The organism is Streptomyces sp. NPDC057424 (genome assembly GCF_042803315.1).
Classification (GTDB): Bacteria; Actinomycetota; Actinomycetes; order Streptomycetales; family Streptomycetaceae; genus Streptomyces.
The window spans coordinates 99473-120372 of sequence record NZ_JBHVCP010000015.1; the positions used below are offsets into that span (position 1 = coordinate 99473).

Below are 20900 nucleotides of genomic sequence, written 5' to 3' on the forward strand. Positions count from 1 at the left end.
AGAAATCGGGGCAATCGCTGGTAGTGGCGGTGCCGACCTCACCGCCGCTACCGTCAGAGTGTTCTAAGGAACCTCTCTACATCTACCAAGTTCACAGCATGGCGATCTTTCGGATGCACCACGATAGTCAATTTCCGAGATACTATCTCCTCGCGCGATGAGGCAACGAACGAGAGAGCGATCATCTTTATCAGACTTGTTCGATCCAGCGACCCCACTCGTGCCAACTCCGATCCTATTACAGGGATGGCTACCGGATCGAGCCCGCCATGAACCCGGACTGAGTTCCAAGCCGCCGTGAGGCTCGCCCAGAGCGCATCCACGGAGCAACTAACTCGCAAGTCGTTTCTCATGTACCCGTAGGCTACGGCATAGAATCGTTTTCCTGAGCACTCAAGCATTACCGTCGTTCCTATTGGATATCGGTCCCGCTTTCCCCTCCGTTTATTATCGACATCCTCTGACGCACTCAGCTGAACGCCAGACAGCCGTCTACTTAGATCAGAATCAAGATCTCCGGTAGAGCCAATATAGTATCTTTCTTGAAACTGACCCTGCACACTTCGAGGACTGATTACGACCCCACCCTCAAGGTCGGTATCAAAAGTGTCCGTGAAGCCAATAATCACATTCTCCGGCTCATCCAGTACGTCTCCACATTTTACTTGGATCACGAAATCCGGATACCTATACCTGTGATCTGTTTCGAATTTCGGCCAGGCATGCCAGACTCCCGCGGCGAGACAACTGCTGGCCAGCAATACTAAAATCCATATGTCATGTCGGGTCAGACTTGGCCATACTGCGAGAGCCACCTGAAATGCCGCACTCAGTAGACCGAATGCGGCCAGCGATGCCGCCGCAATAGCACCAACGCCTTGTCGAGTGAGCATGACTTCGCGCGCACCCCGTCGCACACGCACCACCCCCTGCTTTCTCGTTCATCGCAGTTTTCTGCGGTGAGCCTCCCCAGGAACGCGGTCTGAGACTCTCACGTTGAACAGACGGCAGGCTCACGCACAGCGGGAAGGACCGGGCCGTCAACGGCGGCTAGCCCAGAGGCAACGGGATGCAAATGTACGAGGGCGCAAGGTCGCTGAGCTCGGCAGCCTTCATACTCATGGGCAACGCAGCCTGAGCAAAGCTTGACTGACGACTCGCGCAGGGCCGCGATGGGGGCGAGCTCGGCCCTGGTCTGCGCCCACAGGACGAGGGCGTAGGCGGCGACGGACAGCGCGGCGCCGAGCAGCCCGACCCCGGCGAACGGCCGCAGCAGCGCGAGGGCTTTCCCGCGCCAGCGCCATGCTGCGTACGCCGGGATGACGACCCCCTGGACCGCCATGAGCCAGGCGATGTAGCCGAGGGAGGACCCGGAGGCCCGCACGCCCAGCCCGTCCACGACGGTGTACACCGCTATGGTCAGCCCGGTCGCCAGGGCCGCCCCGATCGCCGCCCAGTCGGGCCGCCGCCCGCGCAGTCCCCACAGGGCGACGCCGGTCAGCCCGGCGCACGACAGGGCGATTCCGGCGGCGGCCCACCCGTCGGGCACCTCGTGGGCGAAGAGGGCGGCGAGCAGGGTCACGACGAGGGGCGCGGTGCCCCGGGCGATGGGATAGGCCTGCCCGAAGTCCCCCAGCCGGAAGGACTTCATCAGCAGGGCGTAGTAGGCGACGTGGACGGCGGCGGAGGCGAGCAGATACGGCCACGCCCCGACCGCCGGGAACGCCACGAAGGGCGCGAGGGCCAGCCCGATCAGGACGCCGCCGCCCGAGATCAGCGCGAACCCGGCCAGCTTGTCGGTGATCTTGTGGGCGATGGCGTTCCAGCTGGCGTGGGTGACGGCGGCGAGCAGAACGGCAGCGGTGACCAAAGGGGTCACAGGGTGCGCTCGCGCACGTCCACCAAAGTGCCGTCGGCGTGGGTGACGAGGTCCTCGGGGGCCATGGGGAAGACCGTGTACGGCGTACCAGCCGCGGCCCAGACGACGTCGTGCTCCAGCAGGGAGCGGTCGGCGAGCACGCGGGTCCTGGTCCGGTGCCCGAAGGGCGGCACCCCGCCGATGGCGTACCCGGTGGTCTCCCGCACGACGTCCACCTTGGCCCGGGTGACCTTGTCGGCGCCGAGCTCCTTGCGGACGAGCTCCAGGTCGACGCGGGAAGCCCCGTCCATGAGCACGAGCACCGGAACCCCGTCCGCGGCGAAGATCAGCGACTTGCAGATCTGGCTCAGCTCGCACCCGACCGCGGCGGCGGCCTCGGAGGCGGTACGGGTGGCATCGGGAAACCGTCGGACCTTGCTCACGAGATCCCCGAGCCCGAGCTCCCGCAGGGCCTCGGCGAAACGGGGGTGGGCTCCTGAGCCCTCAGCGTCAGTGGCGGCTGTCGTCGTCATGCCGTGCACGCTAGCGGTAGGTGTACGGGACACGCGAAGCCGTTTCAGCCGGTGGCGTCCTCCGGCCGGACGTCCGCGAACTCCCACCAGGCGAGCGGCAGCCAGTCACCGTCGACGAAGCCGTCGACGGATCCGCCGGTGCCCTGGATGGCCACGCGGGTCCCGACGGGGTAGGTGGTGCCGGACAGTCCGGAGACCGCCACGAGAAGGGTGCCTATACGACGAGACAAAGCCCTACTTCCTTTCTCCTCTAGGTGCAAATCGTCTCATCATGCACCAGCCTGGTATATGAGCCACGGCACAGACGGAGGTGCTTGACGATGAGGGCTGTCGTATACAAGGGGCCCTTCGAGGTAGCGATCGAGCAAGTGGAGGATCCACGGATTCAGCACCCGAACGATGCGCTCGTCCGGGTCACGTCAACGGCCATCTGCGGCTCCGACCTGCACATGTACGAGGGCCGCACGGCCGCGGAGCCGGGCATCGTGTTCGGCCACGAGAACCTCGGGGTGATCGAGGAGACAGGAGAGGGGGTCACCACCCTCAGCAAGGGCGACCGGGTGGTCATGCCGTTCAATGTGGCCTGCGGGTTCTGCAAGAACTGTTCGGCGGGCTTCACGGGCTTCTGCCTGACGGTGAACCCGGGCTTCGCCGGCGGCGCCTACGGCTATGTCGCCATGGGCCCCTACACGGGCGGCCAGGCGGAGTACGTACGGGTCCCGTACGCCGACTTCAACTGCCTCAAGCTCCCGGAGGGCACCGAGAAGGAGACCGACTTCGTCCTGCTCGCGGACATCTTCCCGACGGGCTACCACGGCAACGAACTGGCCGACGTGCGCCCCGGTGACTCGGTCGCCGTCTACGGCGCCGGTCCGGTCGGGCTGATGGCCGCCTACTCCGCGATGCTGCGCGGTGCGAGCAAGGTGTTCGTGGTCGACCGGGTGGCGGAACGTCTCCAGAAGGCCCGGGAGATCGGCGCGATCCCGATCGACTTCACCCAGGGCAGCCCGGCCGGGCAGATCAAGGAGCAGACCGGCGGCGAGGGGACGGACAAGGGCATCGACGCCGTGGGCTACCAGGCCCAGGCACAGGGCGAGGACCGTGAGGAACCGGCGATCGTACTGAACTCCCTGGTCGAGACGGTCCGGCCGACGGGTGCTCTCGGAGTGCCCGGCCTGTACGTCCCGAGCGACCCGGGCGGTCCGGACGAGCAGTCCAAGAAGGGCATGCTCATGGTCGCCGTCGGACGCCTCTTCGAGAAGGGGCTCCGCATGGGCACCGGGCAGTGCAACGTCAAGCGGTACAACCGCCACCTGCGGGACATGATCATCGAGGATCGCGCGAAGCCCAGCTTCGTCGTCTCGCACGAACTGCCGCTCGACCAGGCGTCGTCGGCATACGAGAAGTTCGACAAGCGCGTCGAGGGCTACACGAAGGTGGTCCTCCACCCACAGGCGGCGTAGGAGGCCCGCCCGGGGCGGCTGTCAGTCGGTGACGTACGCGAGGAACGACTCCCACGTGGCGGAGGCGACCGTCACGTGGGGAGTCTTCGGGGTCTTGGAGTCCCGGACGTGGGTCATGGCGGGGGTGAGGGCGACCTCTACGCAGTCGTTTATGTCGCTGCTGCTGCTGTAGCTGCTCTTGAACCAGTGGAGTTCCGGGACACTCATAGTTCTCCCAGCTGCCGCTCGATGAAGGCCAGCGACTCCCTCGGCGTGAGAGCCTGCGCCCGGATCATTCCATAGCGCAACTCAAGGATACGAAGATCCCGAGGACTTGAGACCGGGCGGCCGTTGAACGCGCCTTCGGAACGTCCGATCGCCGTGCCATCGGCGAACTTCAGCACCTCGATCAAGCCTTGGACTCCCGCGTGCTCCTCGCGGTCGGTTGGCATGACCTGGAGCATGACGTTCCTCAACTGCCCTACCTCCAGAAGGTATTCGAGCTGTCGACGCAGGACCATCTTCCCACCGTGAGGGCGTTCCAGCGTCACCTGCTCCTGGACGAAACTGAGCGTGGGAGCGGGCTCCCGCTCGAAGACCGACTTCCGGGCCGCACGCGCGGCCACTCCCCGCTCGACCTCGCTCGGCGCGTAAGCGGGCTGGTGCATCTCGAACAACGCCATCGCGTACTCCGGCGTCTGGAGCAGTCCGTGGATGTTGTGGTTGCTGTAGAGCAGCATCTCCACCGCCCGCTCCTCCAACTGCGCCAGCTCCCGCACCCTCTTCGGATACCGGGCCCTCTCCATGTCCTTCGTGAACGCCCTCAGATGCCCCTGGGCGTTCAGCACCTGGTCCGCCCTGTCCAGGCACTCCGGTCGGGGAATCCGCGTGCCTCGTTCCATCTTGCGGATCATGTCCTCGCCGTAGCCGAGCACCTCGCCCAGGTCGGCGACCCGCATCCCCGCCGCCTCCCGGCAGACCTTCAGCAGCTTCCCCACCGCCTGGACCAGCGGCTCGATCTCGTCCCCCGGCTCGACATCCCAACCGGCCTCGTCCACAACCTCGTTCATGCCCCACCTCCATCGCGCAGCCGTACCCGTACAACGACCGGGACAGCCGAGACAGCACGAGACAAGCTCCGGACAGTCGCGGTACGCACACCTGCTGCCGCTGATCACTGCGCGCAGACCCCGGGGAGCCCGGCTCACCCGTCTCCTCGCCACGGAGCACCTCCGCTCGTGGGGGCTGCCCTTGGGCCCTGCCGAGCAGACCGTCGCCGAGCTCGCGACCAACGCCGCCACCCACGGGCGCGTCCCCGGCCGGGACTTCCGGCTGACGCTCTACGTCGTCGGCGGCACCCTCCGTATCGAGGTCACGGACACGCGCGGTGACCGGCTTCCCCACCCCACCCGGCCGGCCCCGGACGCCACCACCGGCCGGGGCCTCCCCGTCGTGGACACCCTCTCCGACCGTTGGGGCGTGACACCGGGCCCGCACCCGCGCAAGACGGTGTGGGCCGAAGTCGACGTGCCCAAGTGAAAGGCCGGTGAGGGCGCACCGTCCCCACGGTGCCCTCACCGGCCGGTCTCTCGCGAGCGGTCAGACGCGGACCAGTTCCCTGTCGCCGCCGTCGTCGCCGGAGGCGGCGCGCAGGCCCTCGCCCTCCACGTCCACGTTGGGCAGCGCGCGGTCGAGCCACTTGGGCAGCCACCAGGCCTTGCGGCCGAGGAGGGCCAGGACGGCCGGGACGATGGCCATGCGGACGACGAACGCGTCGAAGAAGACCGCGATCGCCAGGCCGAAGCCGATCATCTTGACCATCGACTCGGACGAGCCGATGAAGCCGGCGAAGACGGCCATCATGATGACCGCGGCGGCGGTGACGACCCGGGCGCCGTGCCGGAACCCGGTGACCACGGCCTGGGCGGGCTTCTCACCGTGGACGTAGGCCTCCCGCATCCGGGTCACGAGGAACACCTCGTAGTCCATCGCCAGCCCGAAGACCACGCCGACCATGAAGATCGGCATCATCGACATGACCGGCCCGGTCTGCTCCACGCCCATCAGGCCGGACAGCCAGCCCCACTGGAAGACCGCGACGACCGCGCCGAGGGCCGCCATCACCGACAGCAGGAAGCCGAGGGCCGCCTTCAGCGGGACCAGGATCGAGCGGAAGACCACGATCAGCAGGAGGAAGGCCAGGCCGACGACCAGCACCAGATACGGCACCAGCGCGTCGTTGAGCTTCTGGCTGACGTCGATGTTCATCGCCGTGCTGCCGGTTACCAGGACGTTCGCGTCCGTGTCGGCCTTGATGTCCGCGCCCGCGTCCCGGATGCCGTGCACCAGGTTCTCCGTCGTGACGGAGGACGGCTTGGAGCCGGGGATCACGGTGATGGTGGCGGTGTCGCCGGCCTTGTTGGGCTGCGCGGGCGTCACCGTCACGACGTCCTTCAGGCCCTTGATCTCGTCGCCGGTCTCGGTGAAGACCGCCTTCGGGTCGTCACTGCCCTTGGCGTCGACGACGACCATCAGCGGGCCGTTGAAGCCCGGCCCGAAGCCTTCGGACAGCAGGTCGTAGGCGCGGCGCTGGGTGGTGGAGGTCGGCTGGGAGCCGTCGTCGGGCAGGCCCAGTTCCAGGCTCGTCGCCGGGACGGCCGCCGCGCCGAGGCCGATGACGCCGAGCAGCAGGACCGCGATCGGGCGGCGGACGACGAAGCTCGCCCAGCGCGTGCCCAGGTTCGGCTTGGCCTGCTTGACCGGCTCGGCCGTCTCGCCCTGCGGCTTCGCCCGGCCGAGGAGCTTGCCCTTCTCCCCCATCGGCTTCACCTTCCGGCCCGCGTATCCGAGCAGTGCCGGGATCATCGTCAGGGCGATCAGCACGGCGATGGCCACCGTGCCCGCCGCCGCGACGCCCATCTTCGTCAGCATCGGGATGTTGACGACGGACAGGCCGACCAGGGCGATCACCACCGTCAGACCCGCGAAGACCACCGCGGATCCCGCCGTGCCGACGGCCCGGCCCGCCGCCTCCTCGCGCTCGCGGCCCTCGGCCAGTTCGGCGCGGTAGCGGGAGACGATGAACAGCGCGTAGTCGATGCCGACCGCCAGGCCGATCATCATCGCGAGGGTGGAGGTGGTCGTGCCCAGGTCCAGCGCACTGGCCAGGCCCGTGATCGCGGAGACGCCGATGCCCACGCCGATGAGCGCGGTCAGCAGTGGCAGTCCGGCCGCGACCAGCGAGCCGAAGGTGATGACGAGGACGACCGCGGCGACCGCGATGCCGATGATCTCGCTGGAGCCGGTGTGCGGAACGGCCTGGAGCGCGTCACCGCCGATCTCGACGGTCAGCCCGGCCTTCCGCGCGTCCTGCGCGCTGTCCTCCAGGGCCTCCTTCGCGGCGTCGTCCAGCTCCATGCCGGAGACCTTGTACGACACCTGCGCGTACGCGATCGTGCCGTCCTTGCTGACGGCCTTCGCCTGGTACGGGTCGGTCACGCGGACGACCTCGGAGCCGTCGGACAGCTCCTTCACCGTGTCCTGGACCGTCGCCTTGTTGCCGGGGTCGGTCATCTTCTCGCCGCTCGGCGCCTTGAAGACGACGCGTGCGGTGGCCCCGTCGGCGCTCGTGCCGGGGAAGCGCTGCTCCAGCAGGTCGAAGGCCTTCTGGGCCTCGGTGCCGGGGATGGAGAACGAGCTGTTGCCCGCGGCGGGGGCACTGGCCGCGCCGACACCGGCGAGGGTCAGCAGGGCCACCCATATCAGGGCGGCGAAGTGCCGCCGCCGGAACGAGAGCCGGCCGAGTTTGTAGAGGAATGTGGCCACGAGGGCGTACTCCCGGTCAGTCGTGGGGTCTTCAGGGCAGGGGTGATCAGCCCGACGACATGAGCGGAGACGTCAGGTAGGGGCTGGCTGGGGACTACTCGGTGGGTACGCCGAGGGCGGGGAGGACCACGGCGTCGATGTACGAGGTGAGGAATGCCGCCGTCGGCGGCTTGTCCTCAAGGACCGCGCAGGTGACGAAGGCGCCGAGCATCATGTGCACCACGAACTCCAGCGCGGGGCAGTCCGCGCGGACCTCGCCCCGGTCGACGGCGCGCTGGAGCACGCGGCGCGAGTCCGCGATCTCCGGCTCGATGATCTGGCTCTTGAACTCGCTGTGGAGGTCCGGATTGGCGTGCATCGCCGTGGCCAGGCCCCGCATCAGCGCGCCGTTCTGCTCCATCTCGGCGTCGTCCGCGCGCTCCATGAGGGCGTGGAAGTCGCCGCGCAGCGAGCCGGTGTCGATCTCATCGACGTTCTTCACCGGCTTGATGTGGCGGAGCGCCTTGACGACCAGCTGGGCCTTGCCGCCCCACTGGCGGTAGAGCGTGGCCTTGCTGGACCGGGTGCGGGCGGCCACGGCGTCCATGGTGAGGGCGTCGTAGCCGACTTCGCGAAGCAGGTCGAGCACGGCCGCGTACAGCTCGGCCTCACGCTCGGGGGTGATCCGACTGCGACGCGCGGTGGCGACCTCAGCCATCTCTCTCACCTTCCTGCTCCGAACGACACGGTTTCGTACGTCACGAATGTAGCGCACCTCTCATGAAAACGAAACGGTTTCGTACGTGGGCTGGCTCACGACCGGTTGTTTGCCTTGACTTGCCCCGGTCCGTCCCCCGGCAAAGCATGAGGACGTGACCTATCTGCGTCTGCCGCACCTCCATGACGACCTGCTGTGCTTCGTGGCCGAGGACGACCTTTGGCTCGCCCCGCTCGACGCCCCCGGCCGGGCCTGGCGGCTCACCGTCGACCGCACCAAGACCGGCCACCCGCGCTTCTCGCCCGACGGCCGCCACCTCGCGTACACGACCTGGCGCAGCCTGGTGCCCGAGGTCCATGTCGTCCCGGTGGACGGCGGCCCGGGCCGCCAGGTGAGCCACTGGGGCAGCGCCGACACCCGGGTCTGCGGCTGGACCCCGGACGGCGAGATCCTGGCCGTGGCCTCGCACGGCGAGCCCTTCTCCTACTTCACCTGGGCCTACAAGGTCTCCCCCGGCGGCGACCCGGGCCGCAAACTGCCCTGGGGGCCGGTCTCCGACATCCAGGTCGCCGACGTGGCCGGGGAGCGCAAGTCCCTGCTCCTCACCGGCACCCCACCGCACGAACCGGCCTCCTGGAAGCGCTACCGCGGCGGGGCCACGGGCCGGCTCTGGCTGCACGGCGAACGGCTGCTGGAGGGCCTCGGCGGCCATCTGCACTCCCCCATGTTCGTCGGCGGCCGCATCGCGTTCCTCTCCGACCACGAGGGCGTCGGCAACCTCTACTCCTGCGCCCACGACGGCTCCGGCCTGCGCCGGCACACCGACCACGAAGCCTTCTACGCCCGGCACGCCGCGAGCGACGGCACCCGGGTGGTGTACCAGTGCGCCGGCGACCTGTGGCTGGTCGACGATCTGTCCCCGGACTCCGAACCGCGCCGGCTGGACGTCCGGCTGAGCGGGCCGCGGGCGGGGCGGCGCCCCTACCAGGTGGCGGCGGCCCGGCACGTCGACGGACTCTCGGTCGACGAGACCGGACGGGCCAGCGCCGTCGTCGTGCGCGGCAGCCTGTACTGGCTGACCCACCGGGACGGCCCGGCCCGCACCCTCACCGACACCCCCGGCGTCCGGGTGCGGATGCCGGAGATGCTCGGCGGGAGCGGGCGGGTGGCGTACGTGACGGACGCCGAGGGCGAGGACGCGATCGAGATCGCCTCCCTGCCCCGGGCCAGCGGCGTCCGGGCGCCCCGGCGGCTGGCCCGGGGTGCGCTGGGCCGGGTGCGCGAGCTGGTCTCGGACCCGGAGGGCGAGCGGCTGGCGGTCGCCTCGCACGACGGCCGGCTCCTCCTCGTCGACGTCACCGAAGGCTCCGACGGCGAGGTCACCGAGCTGATCCGGTCCATCAACGGGCCCGTGCGGGACCTCGCGTTCTCCCCGGACGGGGCGTGGCTCACCTGGTCGCACCCGGGCATCGGGCGGACCCTGCGGCAGATCAAGATGGCCCGGCTCGCCGGCACGCCGGACGGCGACCGGCTGATCGTCGACGTCACCAACGGCCGCTTCGAGGACGAGAACCCGGTCTTCACCCGCGACGGCCGCTACCTCGCCTTCCTGTCCTGGCGCGGCTTCGACCCCGTCTACGACGTGCACACCGGCGACCTGTCCTTCCCGCTGGGCTGCCGCCCCTACCTCGTGCCGCTGTCCTCCGCCACCCCCTCCCCGTTCGCGGTGAACCCGGAGGGCCGCCCGGCCGCCGGGGGCCTGGACCCGGTGGAGGACGACGACAACGGGGACAACGGGGCCGTGACCGTCGAGGCCGAGGGACTGGAGAGCCGCGTCACGCCGTTCCCGGTGGCGGCATCCAAGTACTCGGCGCTGCACCCGGTCGCGGGCGGCGGGCTGGTGTGGCTGCGCTGGCCGATCTCGGGCGCCCTCGGCGAGACGTTCGCCAGCCCGGACGACACCAGCGGCCGGCCGACCCTGGAACACTTCGGCATCACCAAGGCCAGGAAGTCCGAACTGGCCCAGCACCTCGACTGGTTCGCGGTCAGCGGCGACGGCAGCCGGCTGGTGATCGTCGACGAAGGGGAACTGCGCGCCGTACCGGCCAACGAGCCGGGCGACAGCGACTCCACCGTGTGGATCGACGCACGCCGCATCCTGCACACCGTCGACCCTGCGGCGGAGTGGCGGCAGTCGTACGACGAGGCCGGACGGCTGATCCGGGCCTACTTCTGGGAGCCGGGCATGTGCGGCATCGACTGGGCCGGGGTGCTGGACCAGTACCGTCCGCTGGTCGAACGGGTCGCCTCCCCCGACGAGTTCGCCGACCTGCTCCGCGAGGTCCTCGGCGAACTGGGCACCTCCCACGCCTACGTCACCGCCGCCCGGCGCAACGAGGGCCCTCCCCACTACCAGCGCCGGCAGGGCCTGCTGGGCGCCAACTTCGTACGCCGGAACGGCGGCTGGGCCGTCAAGCGGATCCTGCTCGGCGACTCCTCCGACTCCAAGGCCCGCTCCCCGCTGGCCGGCACGGGCATCCGGGAGGGCGCGGTCCTCACCCACGTCGACGGCCGCCCGGTGGATCCGGACGCGGGCCCCTATCCGCTGCTGGCGGGAGCGGGTGGTACGACGGTGGAGCTGACCTTCACCCCGGCCGAGGACTCGGCGCAGGGCCTGGCCCCGCCCCGGCGGGTCGCCGTCGTCCCGCTCGTCGACGAGCGGCCGCTGCGCTACCAGGACTGGGTGGCCAAACGCCGGACGGTGGTGCGCGAGTTGAGCGGGGGCCGCTGCGGCTACCTGCACATCCCGGACATGGGCGGTTCGGGCTGGGCGCAGTTCAACCGCGACCTGCGCATGGAGGTCTCCCGCCCGGCACTGATCGTGGACGTGCGCGGCAACGCCGGCGGCCACATCAGCGAGTTGGTCATCGAGACACTGAGCCGGACGATCCTGGGCTGGGACCTGACCCGCGACGCCCAGCCGGTGTCGTACACCTCGAACGCGCCCCGGGGCCCGGTGGTGGCGCTGGCGGACGAGGCGACCTCCTCCGACGGCGACATGATCACCGCCGCGTTCAAGCTGCTGAAGCTCGGCCCCGTCGTGGGGCAGCGCACCTGGGGCGGCGTGGTCGGCATGACCGGCCGCCACGAGCTGGGCGACGGCACGGTGATCACGGTGCCGATGAACGCGGCCTGGTTCGACGCCTACGGCTGGTCGGTGGAGAACAAGGGCGTCGCCCCCGACATCGACGTCCTGCGCACCCCGCTGGACTGGGCCGAGGGGCGGCACGCCCAGCTGACCGACGCGGTGGAACTGGCGCTCGGGCTGCTGGAGACCAACCCGCCCGCGACACCGCCGACCTACAGCGACGTACCGGACCGCTCCCGCCCGAAGCTGCCGCCCAGGACGTGAACGCCCGGGGCCAGGACCCGGCGCACACGGGAAAGGGGCGCCCCGCACGGGGACGCCCCTTTCCGCTCAGCACGCAACGTCAGGCGTCGAAGTCCTGGTCGAAGCGGTCCTCCTGCTCGCGCTCACGGTCGCGGTGCGGCTCCGTGCGCTCACGGTCGCGCTGCGGCTGCGAGGGGTCCATGTCCTCGTCGCGCCGGCGACCGCGGCCCGGCACCTGCTCGCGAGCCTGGTCCGCCTTCTGGCGGGCCTGGTTCTGCCACTGCTCGGACTTCTCCTGGAACTGGTCCTTCATACCCATGTGGGTTCACTCCCGTTGGGGGTGAGGGGATCTGGCTCGTTCAGATTCACACGGGTCGTGACGCTGCGCATGTCGATCACTCACGCAGCGTAGTCCGCTGCTGCTCGTCGGCCGCTCCACCGGCTCCGACCAGGCCCGTGCGCATGCCCGTCAGCCGGTCCGCGAACCGCCGCATCTCGCGCTGGCCCACCGCCCCGATGACCGCGGGCAGGTAGCCGCGCACGCCCTGCATCCCGCGCAGCCACCGCTGCCCGTACACATGACTCGACCGGCGCTCGATGCCCTCCACCAGCCGGTCCACGGCCGGCCCCAGCGGGTACGTCTTGCTGGACGGCCAGGGCAGCCGCTGCCTCAACTCCCGCATGACGTCGTCCTGGTCGGCCCCGCGCACCATGTCGGTGTCGGTCCACGACAGGTATCCGACACCCACCTTCACGCCCCGGTGCCCGACCTCGGCCCGCAGGCTGTGCGCATACGCCTCCACGCCCGACTTGGACGCGCAGTACGCGGTCATCATCGGTGCCGGGGTGATCGCGGCCAGGGACGCGATCTGCAGCAGATAGCCCCGGCTCTGCGTCAGCAGCGGCAGGAAGGCGCGGGCGGTCACCGCCGAGCCGATCAGGTTGACCTCGATCACCCGCCGCCAGGACTCCGGGTCGGAGTCCGCGAACGGCCCGCCGGTGGCCACGCCGGCGTTGGCCACGACGATGTCGACCCGGCCGAAGCGCTCCTTGACCTCGCCCGCGACACGGGCCATCGCCTCGTGGTCGGTGACGTCGGCGTACCAGTGGTCGCTGTCGCTGTGCAGCCGCCCGGAGACCTGCTTGAGCACGTCCGGCTCCAGACCGACCAGCGCCACCTTCACGCCGCGAGCGGAGAGCTTGCGGGCCAGCAGCTCACCGACGCCGCGCGCCGCCCCGGTCACCACGGCGACCCTGCCTTCGAGGCTCACCCTGCTCATGCGCTCTCCTCGGATGCGACCTGGATGTGTGCGTGGACGAGTTCCCGGACGGTGGCGGTGACCAGTTCGGGCGCCTCGATGGGCGTCATGTGGCCGATGCCGGGCAGTTCGGCGATCCCGGTGCAGTGCGGCAGCGCGGCGGCCAGGGCCCGGGCCTGCACCGGCGGCGTCAGCCGGTCCACCGTCCCGACGATCACGGCCGTGGGCACGTCCAGCTCGCGCACGCCGTGGTCCAGGTCGAGCAGATCGAGCACCTGCGACCAGGCGTGGCGGACCGTACGGGGGCAGGCGTGCACGATCCGGGCGCACGCCTCGATCATGTGCGGCGCCGAACCCGGGCCCATCGTCCCGTACTTGAGGATCCGGCGGGCCAGCGGTGTGACCGGCCCGAGCGGGGCACGGGAGCCGAGGATCCGCCGGGTCAGCCAGGTCCGCACCCGCCCGGCCCGCAGGGGGACGACGGTGGAGGCCGCGACCAGCTGCGAACTGCCCGTGCTGCACAGCAGGACGGCTGCCGCGTGCGCCCGGAACGCGGCTCTCCCGGAGGCCGCCATCACGGTCATCCCGCCCATGGAGTGCCCGGCGATCACGGCTTGTTCGCCGGGCGCGAGGGCGGCTTCGAGGACGGCTTCCAGATCGTCGGCGAGCGCGTCGGAACTGCACGAGGGGCTCGCGGGGCTGCGCCCGTGGCCGCGCTGGTCGTAGGCGATGACCCGGTGGTCGGCGGCCAGGTCGCGGATCTGCGCCGCCCAGAAGGCGGTGGAGCAGGTCCAGCCGTGGGCGAGGACGACGGCGGGCGCGCCCTCGGGCCCGTGGACCTCGACGTGCAGCCGGGCGCCGTCGGCGGAGACGGCGGTCAGTTCGCGCGCCGGGGCGGGCGGGGCGTAGGGGCCGGAGTCGACGTGCAGGAGGCGGCTCACGCGTCCACCCCCGCCGTCGCCGCGGCCGTCTTCCCGGCCTCACCGGCCCTCGTGGCCGCGGGCGCCCGCAGGACGTCGTACTCCGCGAGGTCCACCCGCCGTGTCGCCCGCCGGAACTCGCCGGTCGTACCGGGCCAGATGGTGGTGTTGCGGCCGCTCGCGTCGAGGTACCAGCTGGTGCAGCCGCCGGTGTTCCACACGGTGCGCTTCATGCGCTCCTGCACCCGGTGGTTCCAGGCGCGCACGGCGTCCGGGCGGGCGTCGAGGGCCACACGGCCGCCGAGCACGTCGAGTTGACGGACGTAGTCGGCCAGGTAGTTCAGCTGGGACTCGATCATGAGGATCATCGAGGAGTTCCCGAGGCCGGTGTTGGGCCCGATGATCGTCATCCAGTTGGGGAAGCCGGCCGCGGAGGCGCCGCGCAAGGCCTCCATGCCGCCCTTCCAGGTCTCGGCGAGGGTCCGCCCGTCGGCGCCCACGACCCGCTCGGCGATGGGCATGTCGGTGACGTGGAAGCCGGTGCCGAAGACGATCGCGTCCACCTCGGCCTCACTGCCGTCGGCGGCGACCAGGGTCGAGCCGCGGACCTCGGCGAGGCCGCTCGCGACGACGTCCACATTCGGCTTCACGAGCGCTGGGTAGTAGTCGCTGGACAGCAGGATCCGCTTGCAGCCGATGCGGTAGTCCGGGGTCAGTTTCGCCCGTAGGGCCGGGTCCTTGACGGAACGGGCCATGTTGCGCCGGGCCAGCTCCTCGACGAGGCCGAGCTGCTTCGGATGCTTGGTGAACGCCGAGACCTGCAACTCCCGGATGCCCCACAGCAGTCCGCGCCTGAGCTGTGAGGTGAAGGGCAGCTGCCGGTGCAGCCACCGCTCGGCGTCGCCGATGTTCCGGTCGACACGGGGCATGACCCAGGGCGGGGTGCGCTGGAACAGGGTCAGTCGCGAGACGTCGGGCTGGATGGCGGGCACGATCTGGGCGGCCGACGCCCCGGTCCCCACCATGGCGACGCGCTTGCCGCGCAGGTCGCAGCCATGGTCCCAGCGGGCCGAGTGGAAGACCTTGCCCGGGAAGGAGTCCAGCCCCGGGATGTCCGGGATCTTCGGGTCGGACAGCGGCCCGGTGGCCGACACGACGATGTCCGCCGACAGGCTCCCGCTGCTGGTCTCGATGTCCCAGCGCAGCCGTTCGGCGTTCCAGCTCATCCGCTTCACCTCCGAGTCGAAGCGGATGTGGGGGCGCAGCCGGAACACGTCGGTCACGTGCTCCAGATAGGCGCGGATGTGCTCCTGTCCCGAGAAGGCGCGCGGCCAGTCGGGGTTGGGCGCGAAGGAGAACGAGTACAGATGGGACGGCACGTCACACCGGCACCCCGGGTAGCTGTTGTCCCGCCAGGTGCCACCGACACTGCTCGCCCGCTCCAGGACGACGAAGTCGGTGACACCCTCGCGGCGCAGCCGCACGGCGGCCCCCAGCCCGCCGAACCCGGACCCGACCACCGCGACCCGCACATGCTCGTGTTCGCGCTCGCCCACGCCGACACCTCCACACACCACGAGAACCATGCCAGTGAACACTGGCGCAATGGGAGAGTAGGGCAACGGCGTACTGATGGGTAGGGGGCGGGGCGAGGAAAGTTACCCCTGGTACGCCTTAAGGTGCCCAGGTGGCCGAGAAGCGTGAATACCGCATGGAAGAGCTGGCCCGCCTCGCCGGGATCACGGTGCGCACCCTGCGCTTCTACCGCGAACGCAAACTGATCCCGCCTCCCCGCCGCGAGGGCCGCATCGCCTGGTACGACGACCACCACCTGGCCCGGCTGCGCACGATCACGGCCCTGCTGGAGCGCGGCCACACCCTCAGCGGCATCGCGGAACTGGCGGAGGCCTTCGACCACGGCCGGGACGTCGGCGACCTGCTCGGCGTCGGCGGCCCCACCGAGGAGGAGCCGGTCCACCTCACCCCCGAGGAACTCGCCGACCACTTCGCGGGCGAGGCCACCCCGGAGAACCTCGCCGCCGCCATGGAACTCGGCTACCTCGGCACCGACGGCGGCGAGATCGTCCACATAAGCCGCCGCCTCCTGGACGTCTCCTCGGCCCTGGTCCACGAGGGCATCCCGCTCGCGGAGGTCCTCGACGCGGCCAAACAGGTCCGCACCCACGCCGACGCCCTGGCCGAACTCTTCACCGGCCTGGTCCTCCACCACGCCACCCCCGAGGACCTCCCCCGCCTGCGCCCCCTGGCGCGGAGCGTGGTGGAGGCGGAACTGTCGCTGGCCTTGGACCGGAGGCTGCGCAGGCCCTAGCCGGGCGGCCGGCCTAGCGGTCGTACACGACGGTCACGGGCGCATGGTCGGACCACCGCTCGGCATGCGTGGCGGCCCGCTCCACGAACCCCTTCACCGCGCGCTCGGCGAGCCCCGGGGTGGCACCGTGGTAGTCGATCCTCCATCCTGTGTCGTTATCGAAGGCCCGGCCCCGGTACGACCACCACGAGTACGGTCCCTCGGTGTCCGGGTGGAGCGCCCGGACGACGTCGACGTACCCGCCGTCCGCGAGGTCGAAGACCCGGGTCAGCCACTCCCGCTCCTCCGGCAGGAACCCGGAGTTCTTGGTGTTGCCGCGCCAGTTCTTCAGGTCGGCCTGCTGGTGGGCGATGTTCCAGTCGCCGCAGACGAGCACCTCGCGCCCTTCGGCGGCGGCACGCTCCCGCAGCCCCTTCAGGTAGGTGAGGAACTCGCCCATGAAGCGTTCCTTCTCGTCCTGCCGCTCGGTGCCGACCTCGCCGGAGGGCAGGTACAGCGAGGCCACGGTGACCCCTGGCAGGTCCGCCTCCACATACCGCCCGCTGCCGTCGAACTCGGCGGACCCGAAGCCGATCCGCACCCGGTCGGGCTCGCGGCGGCTGTACAGGGACACCCCGGCCCGCCCCTTGGCGGCGGCCGGCGCGTGCACCACATGCCACCCCTCGGGCGCACGGACGTGCTCCGGCAGCTGCTCCGGCTCGGCCCGCACCTCCTGGAGGCACAGCACATCGGCTTCGGTCTCCGCGAGCCACTCAACGAAGCCCTTCTTCGCGGCGGCACGCAGCCCGTTCACATTCACAGAGGTCACAGTGAGCACCCCGGCACGATACCGGCACACTGGACGAGGTCCAGTTCCGGATCGAATACGGTAGCGGCCATGCACATTCGCCGGGTCCCCTTCGACCATCCCGACGCCATGAAGCTGAACGACCAGGTCCAGGCCGAGTACGCCGTCCGCTACGGCGACGACGGCGACGCCACACCCATGGCCGCCGCGGACTTCGCCCCGCCGAACGGCGTCTACCTGATCGCGTACGACGAGCACGGCACCCCCGTGGCCTCGGGCGGCTGGCGCGCCCAGGACGCCAACGACGAGGGCAACGTCGACGGCGACGCCGAGATCAAGCGCATGTACGTGATCGACGGCATGCGCGGCCGGGGACTCGCCCGCCGCGTCCTGGCCGCCCTGGAGGAGGACGCCCGCACGGCCGGCCGCGTCCGCATGGTCCTGGAGACCGGCACCAAGCAGCCGGAGGCCATAGCCCTGTACACGTCCAGCGGCTATGAGCCGTGCGCCAAGTTCGGCTACTACCGCTTCCACGACGCGAGCCGCTGCTTCGCCAAGGGCCTCTGACACATGTGGTGCTGAAGACACGTCAGAGCCCCGGTCGGGATACCCGACCGGGGCTCTGAGCTGCGTGGACCTGAGGGGATTTGAACCCCTGGCCCCCTCGATGCGAACGAGGTGCGCTACCGGACTGCGCCACAGGCCCTTGCAACGAGTGAAACTTTAGCACCCCGATCGGCCTGCTTGGAAATCCGTTCCGGAGGGGCGGTCACCTGCGGCTTCGCGGGACTACTCGTTGGCGGCGCGAGGGCGCTCCCCGTCCTCGTACTGGTCGAACAGCGGGGTGCGGCCGCGCTCGCGGGCCCGACGGGCGGAGGCCGCCCGACGGGCGTCGGTGCGTCCGTCGCCCTCGCCCGCGTCCTGGGCGGGCGGGTGCGGCTCGGCCTGGTGGTCTTCGGCGCCGGGCTCGTGCTCCGCGTTCGGGGTGACCGTGCTCGACCGGGCCGAGCTCCAGGTGTCGGGGGCGCCGAGGTCCACGTCGCTGGTGGCCCGCGGGGCGACCGGGGCCGTCACGTACGTCGGCAGGGGTACCGGCACCGGATCCCAGCTGTCGCCGCCCTGCCCGGGCCGCCGCTGCCGTTCGCGCTGCTGGTCGACCCACTCCGCGTGGTCGGTCTGCTCGACGAGGGCGCGCCGGTCCGCCGCGAGGGCCGACAGGCCGGGGTCGGTCACCGGCTCGGGTCCCTCCTCCGGTTCGTCGGCCGTGTCCTCGGCCAGGGGGCGCCGCCGGGGCTGGCGCTGCCGCTCCCGGAGGCGCTGGGCCGCGACCTCGGCCATACGGCGGTCCATCTGATAAGCGAAACGGCGGCGCTCCTGGGAGCGCAGGTACGCGATGTACACGCTGAGCATGACCGCGGGCACGCCGGGAGCCCACAGGAAGGCGAGTCCCCCTACCGCGGCGACGACCGCGCCGAGGGTGAAGGCGAGGAACAGCATGGTGGTGGTACGCCGGCGGCGCGCGAGCACCTTCGAGCGCCGGGCTCGCGCCGCGGCCGCCTGGTTCGCCTGCGCCGAGGCGCTGCGCCGGGCGGCGGACACCCGTTCCCGGGGAGGCCCGGAAGCCGCCGCGTTCGGTGCGGGCGAATGGCGGGCCGGGGGCTCGGGGGCCGCCGGACGGGCCGGCTGGCCGGGGGCGGGTGACGGTACGGGTGCCTGGGTCTGCGGGCGGGTTTTGGACACGGCGAAGGCCCGGACGTCCACCGAGTCGGTGGCGTCCAGGTCCTCGGCGTCCTGCTCCCCCTCGTCGGTGGAGCGCGCCCGCAGGTCCTTGGCGTACCGGCGCTCCATTCCCGCCCGTCCGGACAGCAGCCGGATGGCGGTGCTGAAGCGTTCCGTCGGACGGGCCTCGTTCAGCTCGTCCTGCCTACGGAGCCACATCGGCACCAAGTAGGCGGCCCAGGCCCCGACAATGACTGCGTAGATGAGGCCGCTGCTGCTCACGCCTCACACCGTAGAGGGGTTTGCGTGAGGCCATCTGCCAATTGAGCCGGTGTGTCGCACGATCTGGCTGATATTTCGAACTTTTCTTGTGATCGATCCGATCAGCAGACCGCCCAGGCCGGGAATTCATTGCCCTGAGACGGTCACCAGTCGATCAATTTCGAACACTTATTCAATTTCCGGGGTGGTGCCGCATTCCCGGATTACTCTGCGATCGTGCCCGGTGCCAGCGCCTCAGCAACCCGTCCGGCACCTCTTCCGCCGTGAGGGCGAAGACGAGATGGTCGCGCCAGGCCCCGTCGATGTGGAGATATCGCGGCCGCAGACCCTCCTCACGGAATCCGAGTTTCTCCACGACCCGGCGGCTGGGCCCGTTCTCCGGGCGAATGCAGACCTCGACGCGGTGCAGCCCGACGGTGCGGAAACAGTGGTCCGTGACGAGCGCCACCGCCGTCGGCATCACGCCGCGGCCGGCCACCGCCTCGTCCACCCAGTAGCCGACGTGGCCCGAGCACATCGAGCCCCAGGTGATCCCGGCGACCGTCAACTGCCCGACCAGCCGACCCTGGTACTCGATGACGAAGGGCAGCATCCGGCCCGCGTTCGCCTCCGACCTCAGGTGGCGGACCATCTGGCGGAAGGTCGGGCGGTGCGTCATCGGCCCGCCGGGCGTGGGCGGCGGAATCGTCGCCTCCCAGGGGCGCAGCCAGTCACGGTTGCGCCGGTTGACCTCGCGCCATGCCCGCTGGTCGCGCAGCTTTATCGGCCTGAGGACGATGTCGCCGTCCACCAGTTCCACGGGCCAGGATGGGCTGTTCAGCTCGCACCCCCACTGCCGGGTCTGGGGTGGTCGCCGCCCCGGAGCTGCTCGACGGCGTGGACGAGCAGCGGCTCCAGGACGGCAAGGCCGTCCTTCACGCCGCCGCTGGAGCCGGGCAGGTTGACGATCAGCGTGCCGCCCGCCACTCCGGCCAGGCCCCGGGAGAGCGCCGCAGTCGGCACCTTCTCCCGGCCGTACGCCCGGATGGCCTCGGCGATGCCCGGCACCTCGTGGTCGATCACGCGGCGGGTCGCCTCGGGGGTGCGGTCGGTGGGCGAGATGCCCGTGCCGCCGGTGGTGACGATGACGTCGTAGCGGGCGTCGACACCGGCGCGCAGGGCGGCTTCCACCGGGTCGCCGTCGGGGACGACCTGCGGGCCGTCGACCTCGAAGCCGAAGCCCTTCAGCCCGGCCGAGACCAGCGGGCCGCCCTTGTCCTCGTAGATCCCGGCAGCGGCCCGGTTGGATGCCGTGACCACGAGAGCGCGATACGTCATGCCCGGCTCCAGTCGCCCGACTTGCCGCCTGTCTTCTCCTCCACCCGCACGTCTGTGATGACCGCTCCCTTGTCGACCGCCTTGACCATGTCGATCACGGTGAGCGCGGCGACGGAGACCGCGGTGAGGGCCTCCATCTCGACACCCGTGCGGTCCGTCGTCTTCACGGTGGCCAGGATCTCCACGGCGTCGTCCGCGACCGACAGGTCCAGTTTCACACCGGACACCGACAACGGGTGACAGAGCGGGATCAGGTCGGGGGTCCGTTTGGCACCCATGATCCCGGCGATCCGCGCGGTCGCGAGGGCGTCGCCCTTGGGAACGCCCTCGCCGCGCAGCAGCTCGATCACGCGGGGCGAGACGAGGACGCGTCCGCTGGCGCGGGCGGTGCGGGCGGTCACGTCCTTCTCCGACACGTCGACCATGCGGGCGGCGCCGGCCTCGTCGATGTGCGTCAGCCGGTCCTGTGTAGGGCCGTCCTGCGGGGGTGGGTCCTGCGTGCTCATGCTGTGTGGCGCTCCCGGTCCGGGCCCGACGCGGT

The 20900-nt window shown here is 70.4% G+C and carries 22 protein-coding genes and 1 tRNA gene; 5 read left to right on the plus strand and 18 right to left on the minus strand.

Annotation, left to right across the window (positions count from 1 at the left end):
- Window positions 1-53: 53 nt before the first annotated feature.
- From ACFU3E_RS15365 to ACFU3E_RS15380, 4 genes are all read right to left on the minus strand, one after another.
- A complete protein-coding gene (locus ACFU3E_RS15365; protein WP_384157073.1) occupies window positions 54-893 on the minus strand; it encodes a macro domain-containing protein in 840 nt (279 codons plus the stop codon).
- 98 nt (window positions 894-991) lie between these two features.
- Window positions 992-1879, minus strand: a complete 888-nt coding sequence (locus ACFU3E_RS15370; protein ID WP_384157076.1) for an EamA family transporter — start codon at window positions 1877-1879, stop codon at window positions 992-994.
- Window positions 1876-2391, minus strand: a complete 516-nt coding sequence (locus tag ACFU3E_RS15375) for a YbaK/EbsC family protein (protein ID WP_384157079.1) — start codon at window positions 2389-2391, stop codon at window positions 1876-1878. The genes ACFU3E_RS15370 and ACFU3E_RS15375 overlap by 4 nt, the downstream gene beginning before the upstream one ends.
- A 44-nt stretch (window positions 2392-2435) precedes the next feature.
- Window positions 2436-2621: a hypothetical protein gene (locus ACFU3E_RS15380; protein WP_102910814.1), complete on the minus strand. Its 186-nt coding sequence runs from the start codon at window positions 2619-2621 to the stop codon at window positions 2436-2438.
- A gap of 90 nt (window positions 2622-2711) precedes the next feature.
- Here ACFU3E_RS15380 and ACFU3E_RS15385 point away from each other — a divergent pair, with 90 nt between their 5' ends.
- Complete coding sequence (locus tag ACFU3E_RS15385; RefSeq protein ID WP_384157083.1) at window positions 2712-3854, plus strand: glutathione-independent formaldehyde dehydrogenase; 1143 nt, start codon at window positions 2712-2714, stop codon at window positions 3852-3854.
- Window positions 3855-3875: 21 nt separating this feature from the next.
- Here the strand turns inward: ACFU3E_RS15385 and ACFU3E_RS15390 are convergent, their stop codons facing one another.
- Together ACFU3E_RS15390 and ACFU3E_RS15395 are read right to left on the minus strand one after the other, a co-directional pair.
- Entirely contained in the window at window positions 3876-4061 is a 186-nt protein-coding gene (locus tag ACFU3E_RS15390; RefSeq protein WP_384157086.1) for a DUF397 domain-containing protein, read from the minus strand.
- Window positions 4058-4903, minus strand: a complete 846-nt coding sequence (locus ACFU3E_RS15395; protein ID WP_384157089.1) for a helix-turn-helix domain-containing protein — start codon at window positions 4901-4903, stop codon at window positions 4058-4060. Before ACFU3E_RS15395 ends, ACFU3E_RS15390 begins: the two co-directional genes overlap by 4 nt.
- Here ACFU3E_RS15395 and ACFU3E_RS15400 point away from each other — a divergent pair.
- Window positions 4902-5372, plus strand: coding sequence for an ATP-binding protein (locus tag ACFU3E_RS15400; RefSeq protein ID WP_384157092.1), 471 nt, complete (start codon window positions 4902-4904; stop codon window positions 5370-5372). The genes ACFU3E_RS15395 and ACFU3E_RS15400 overlap by 2 nt on opposite strands.
- A gap of 60 nt (window positions 5373-5432) precedes the next feature.
- Here ACFU3E_RS15400 and ACFU3E_RS15405 read toward each other — a convergent pair whose 3' ends face one another.
- Together ACFU3E_RS15405 and ACFU3E_RS15410 are read right to left on the minus strand one after the other, a co-directional pair.
- Complete coding sequence (locus tag ACFU3E_RS15405) at window positions 5433-7658, minus strand: MMPL family transporter (RefSeq protein WP_384157095.1); 2226 nt, start codon at window positions 7656-7658, stop codon at window positions 5433-5435.
- 94 nt (window positions 7659-7752) lie between these two features.
- Entirely contained in the window at window positions 7753-8355 is a 603-nt protein-coding gene (locus ACFU3E_RS15410; RefSeq protein ID WP_384157098.1) for a TetR/AcrR family transcriptional regulator, read from the minus strand.
- A gap of 154 nt (window positions 8356-8509) precedes the next feature.
- Here ACFU3E_RS15410 and ACFU3E_RS15415 point away from each other — a divergent pair, with 154 nt between their 5' ends.
- Window positions 8510-11767 (plus strand): S41 family peptidase, encoded by a 3258-nt coding sequence (locus ACFU3E_RS15415; RefSeq protein ID WP_384157101.1) that lies wholly within the window; start codon window positions 8510-8512, stop codon window positions 11765-11767.
- A gap of 79 nt (window positions 11768-11846) precedes the next feature.
- On the opposite strand, the gene ACFU3E_RS15420 is transcribed toward ACFU3E_RS15415, so the two are convergent.
- The 4 genes from ACFU3E_RS15420 to ACFU3E_RS15435 form a co-directional block, all read right to left on the minus strand.
- Window positions 11847-12065: a hypothetical protein gene (locus ACFU3E_RS15420; RefSeq protein WP_384157104.1), complete on the minus strand. Its 219-nt coding sequence runs from the start codon at window positions 12063-12065 to the stop codon at window positions 11847-11849.
- A gap of 76 nt (window positions 12066-12141) precedes the next feature.
- Window positions 12142-13026 (minus strand): SDR family oxidoreductase, encoded by an 885-nt coding sequence (locus ACFU3E_RS15425; RefSeq protein ID WP_384157107.1) that lies wholly within the window; start codon window positions 13024-13026, stop codon window positions 12142-12144.
- A complete protein-coding gene (locus ACFU3E_RS15430; RefSeq protein WP_384157110.1) occupies window positions 13023-13946 on the minus strand; it encodes an alpha/beta fold hydrolase in 924 nt (307 codons plus the stop codon). Before ACFU3E_RS15430 ends, ACFU3E_RS15425 begins: the two co-directional genes overlap by 4 nt.
- The gene (locus tag ACFU3E_RS15435; protein ID WP_384157113.1) at window positions 13943-15511 is read right to left on the minus strand and encodes a flavin-containing monooxygenase; all 1569 of its coding nucleotides are present in this window, start codon (window positions 15509-15511) and stop codon (window positions 13943-13945) included. The genes ACFU3E_RS15430 and ACFU3E_RS15435 overlap by 4 nt, the downstream gene beginning before the upstream one ends.
- Before the next feature lie 101 nt (window positions 15512-15612).
- Between ACFU3E_RS15435 and ACFU3E_RS15440 the strand changes: the two genes are divergently transcribed.
- Window positions 15613-16254: a MerR family transcriptional regulator gene (locus ACFU3E_RS15440; protein ID WP_384157116.1), complete on the plus strand. Its 642-nt coding sequence runs from the start codon at window positions 15613-15615 to the stop codon at window positions 16252-16254.
- A gap of 13 nt (window positions 16255-16267) precedes the next feature.
- On the opposite strand, the gene ACFU3E_RS15445 is transcribed toward ACFU3E_RS15440, so the two are convergent.
- On the minus strand, window positions 16268-17071 hold the full coding sequence (locus ACFU3E_RS15445; RefSeq protein WP_384157119.1) for an exodeoxyribonuclease III: 804 nt from the start codon (window positions 17069-17071) through the stop codon (window positions 16268-16270).
- A gap of 60 nt (window positions 17072-17131) precedes the next feature.
- Here ACFU3E_RS15445 and ACFU3E_RS15450 point away from each other — a divergent pair, with 60 nt between their 5' ends.
- The gene (locus ACFU3E_RS15450; RefSeq protein WP_384157122.1) at window positions 17132-17608 is read left to right on the plus strand and encodes a GNAT family N-acetyltransferase; all 477 of its coding nucleotides are present in this window, start codon (window positions 17132-17134) and stop codon (window positions 17606-17608) included.
- A gap of 65 nt (window positions 17609-17673) precedes the next feature.
- Here the strand turns inward: ACFU3E_RS15450 and ACFU3E_RS15455 are convergent.
- The 5 genes from ACFU3E_RS15455 to moaC all read right to left on the minus strand — a co-directional run bounded on the left by ACFU3E_RS15455 (window position 17674) and on the right by moaC (window position 20865).
- Window positions 17674-17747, minus strand: a tRNA-Ala gene (locus tag ACFU3E_RS15455).
- A gap of 83 nt (window positions 17748-17830) precedes the next feature.
- A complete protein-coding gene (glpR, locus tag ACFU3E_RS15460; RefSeq protein ID WP_384157125.1) occupies window positions 17831-19042 on the minus strand; it encodes a gephyrin-like molybdotransferase receptor GlpR in 1212 nt (403 codons plus the stop codon).
- A gap of 172 nt (window positions 19043-19214) precedes the next feature.
- The gene (locus tag ACFU3E_RS15465) at window positions 19215-19835 is read right to left on the minus strand and encodes a GNAT family N-acetyltransferase (protein WP_384157180.1); all 621 of its coding nucleotides are present in this window, start codon (window positions 19833-19835) and stop codon (window positions 19215-19217) included.
- 23 nt (window positions 19836-19858) lie between these two features.
- Window positions 19859-20359 (minus strand): molybdenum cofactor biosynthesis protein B, encoded by a 501-nt coding sequence (locus ACFU3E_RS15470; RefSeq protein WP_384157128.1) that lies wholly within the window; start codon window positions 20357-20359, stop codon window positions 19859-19861.
- The gene (gene moaC / locus ACFU3E_RS15475) at window positions 20356-20865 is read right to left on the minus strand and encodes a cyclic pyranopterin monophosphate synthase MoaC (RefSeq protein WP_384157131.1); all 510 of its coding nucleotides are present in this window, start codon (window positions 20863-20865) and stop codon (window positions 20356-20358) included. Before moaC ends, ACFU3E_RS15470 begins: the two co-directional genes overlap by 4 nt.
- Between the last annotated feature and the right edge of the window lie 35 nt (window positions 20866-20900).

Coding starts and splice junctions, on each gene's coding strand:
- ACFU3E_RS15450 (WP_384157122.1), top strand. CDS start 17,132: ATGCACATTCGCCGGGTCCCCTTCGACCATCCCGACGCCATGAAGCTG.
- ACFU3E_RS15385 (WP_384157083.1), top strand. CDS start 2,712: ATGAGGGCTGTCGTATACAAGGGGCCCTTCGAGGTAGCGATCGAGCAA.
- ACFU3E_RS15390 (WP_384157086.1), bottom strand. CDS start 4,061: ATGAGTGTCCCGGAACTCCACTGGTTCAAGAGCAGCTACAGCAGCAGC.
- ACFU3E_RS15435 (WP_384157113.1), bottom strand. CDS start 15,511: ATGGTTCTCGTGGTGTGTGGAGGTGTCGGCGTGGGCGAGCGCGAACAC.
- moaC (WP_384157131.1), bottom strand. CDS start 20,865: ATGAGCACGCAGGACCCACCCCCGCAGGACGGCCCTACACAGGACCGG.
- ACFU3E_RS15395 (WP_384157089.1), bottom strand. CDS start 4,903: ATGAACGAGGTTGTGGACGAGGCCGGTTGGGATGTCGAGCCGGGGGAC.
- ACFU3E_RS15375 (WP_384157079.1), bottom strand. CDS start 2,391: ATGACGACGACAGCCGCCACTGACGCTGAGGGCTCAGGAGCCCACCCC.
- ACFU3E_RS15410 (WP_384157098.1), bottom strand. CDS start 8,355: ATGGCTGAGGTCGCCACCGCGCGTCGCAGTCGGATCACCCCCGAGCGT.
- ACFU3E_RS15425 (WP_384157107.1), bottom strand. CDS start 13,026: ATGAGCAGGGTGAGCCTCGAAGGCAGGGTCGCCGTGGTGACCGGGGCG.
- ACFU3E_RS15365 (WP_384157073.1), bottom strand. CDS start 893: ATGCTCACTCGACAAGGCGTTGGTGCTATTGCGGCGGCATCGCTGGCC.
- ACFU3E_RS15470 (WP_384157128.1), bottom strand. CDS start 20,359: ATGACGTATCGCGCTCTCGTGGTCACGGCATCCAACCGGGCCGCTGCC.
- ACFU3E_RS15400 (WP_384157092.1), top strand. CDS start 4,902: ATGCCCCACCTCCATCGCGCAGCCGTACCCGTACAACGACCGGGACAG.
- ACFU3E_RS15420 (WP_384157104.1), bottom strand. CDS start 12,065: ATGGGTATGAAGGACCAGTTCCAGGAGAAGTCCGAGCAGTGGCAGAAC.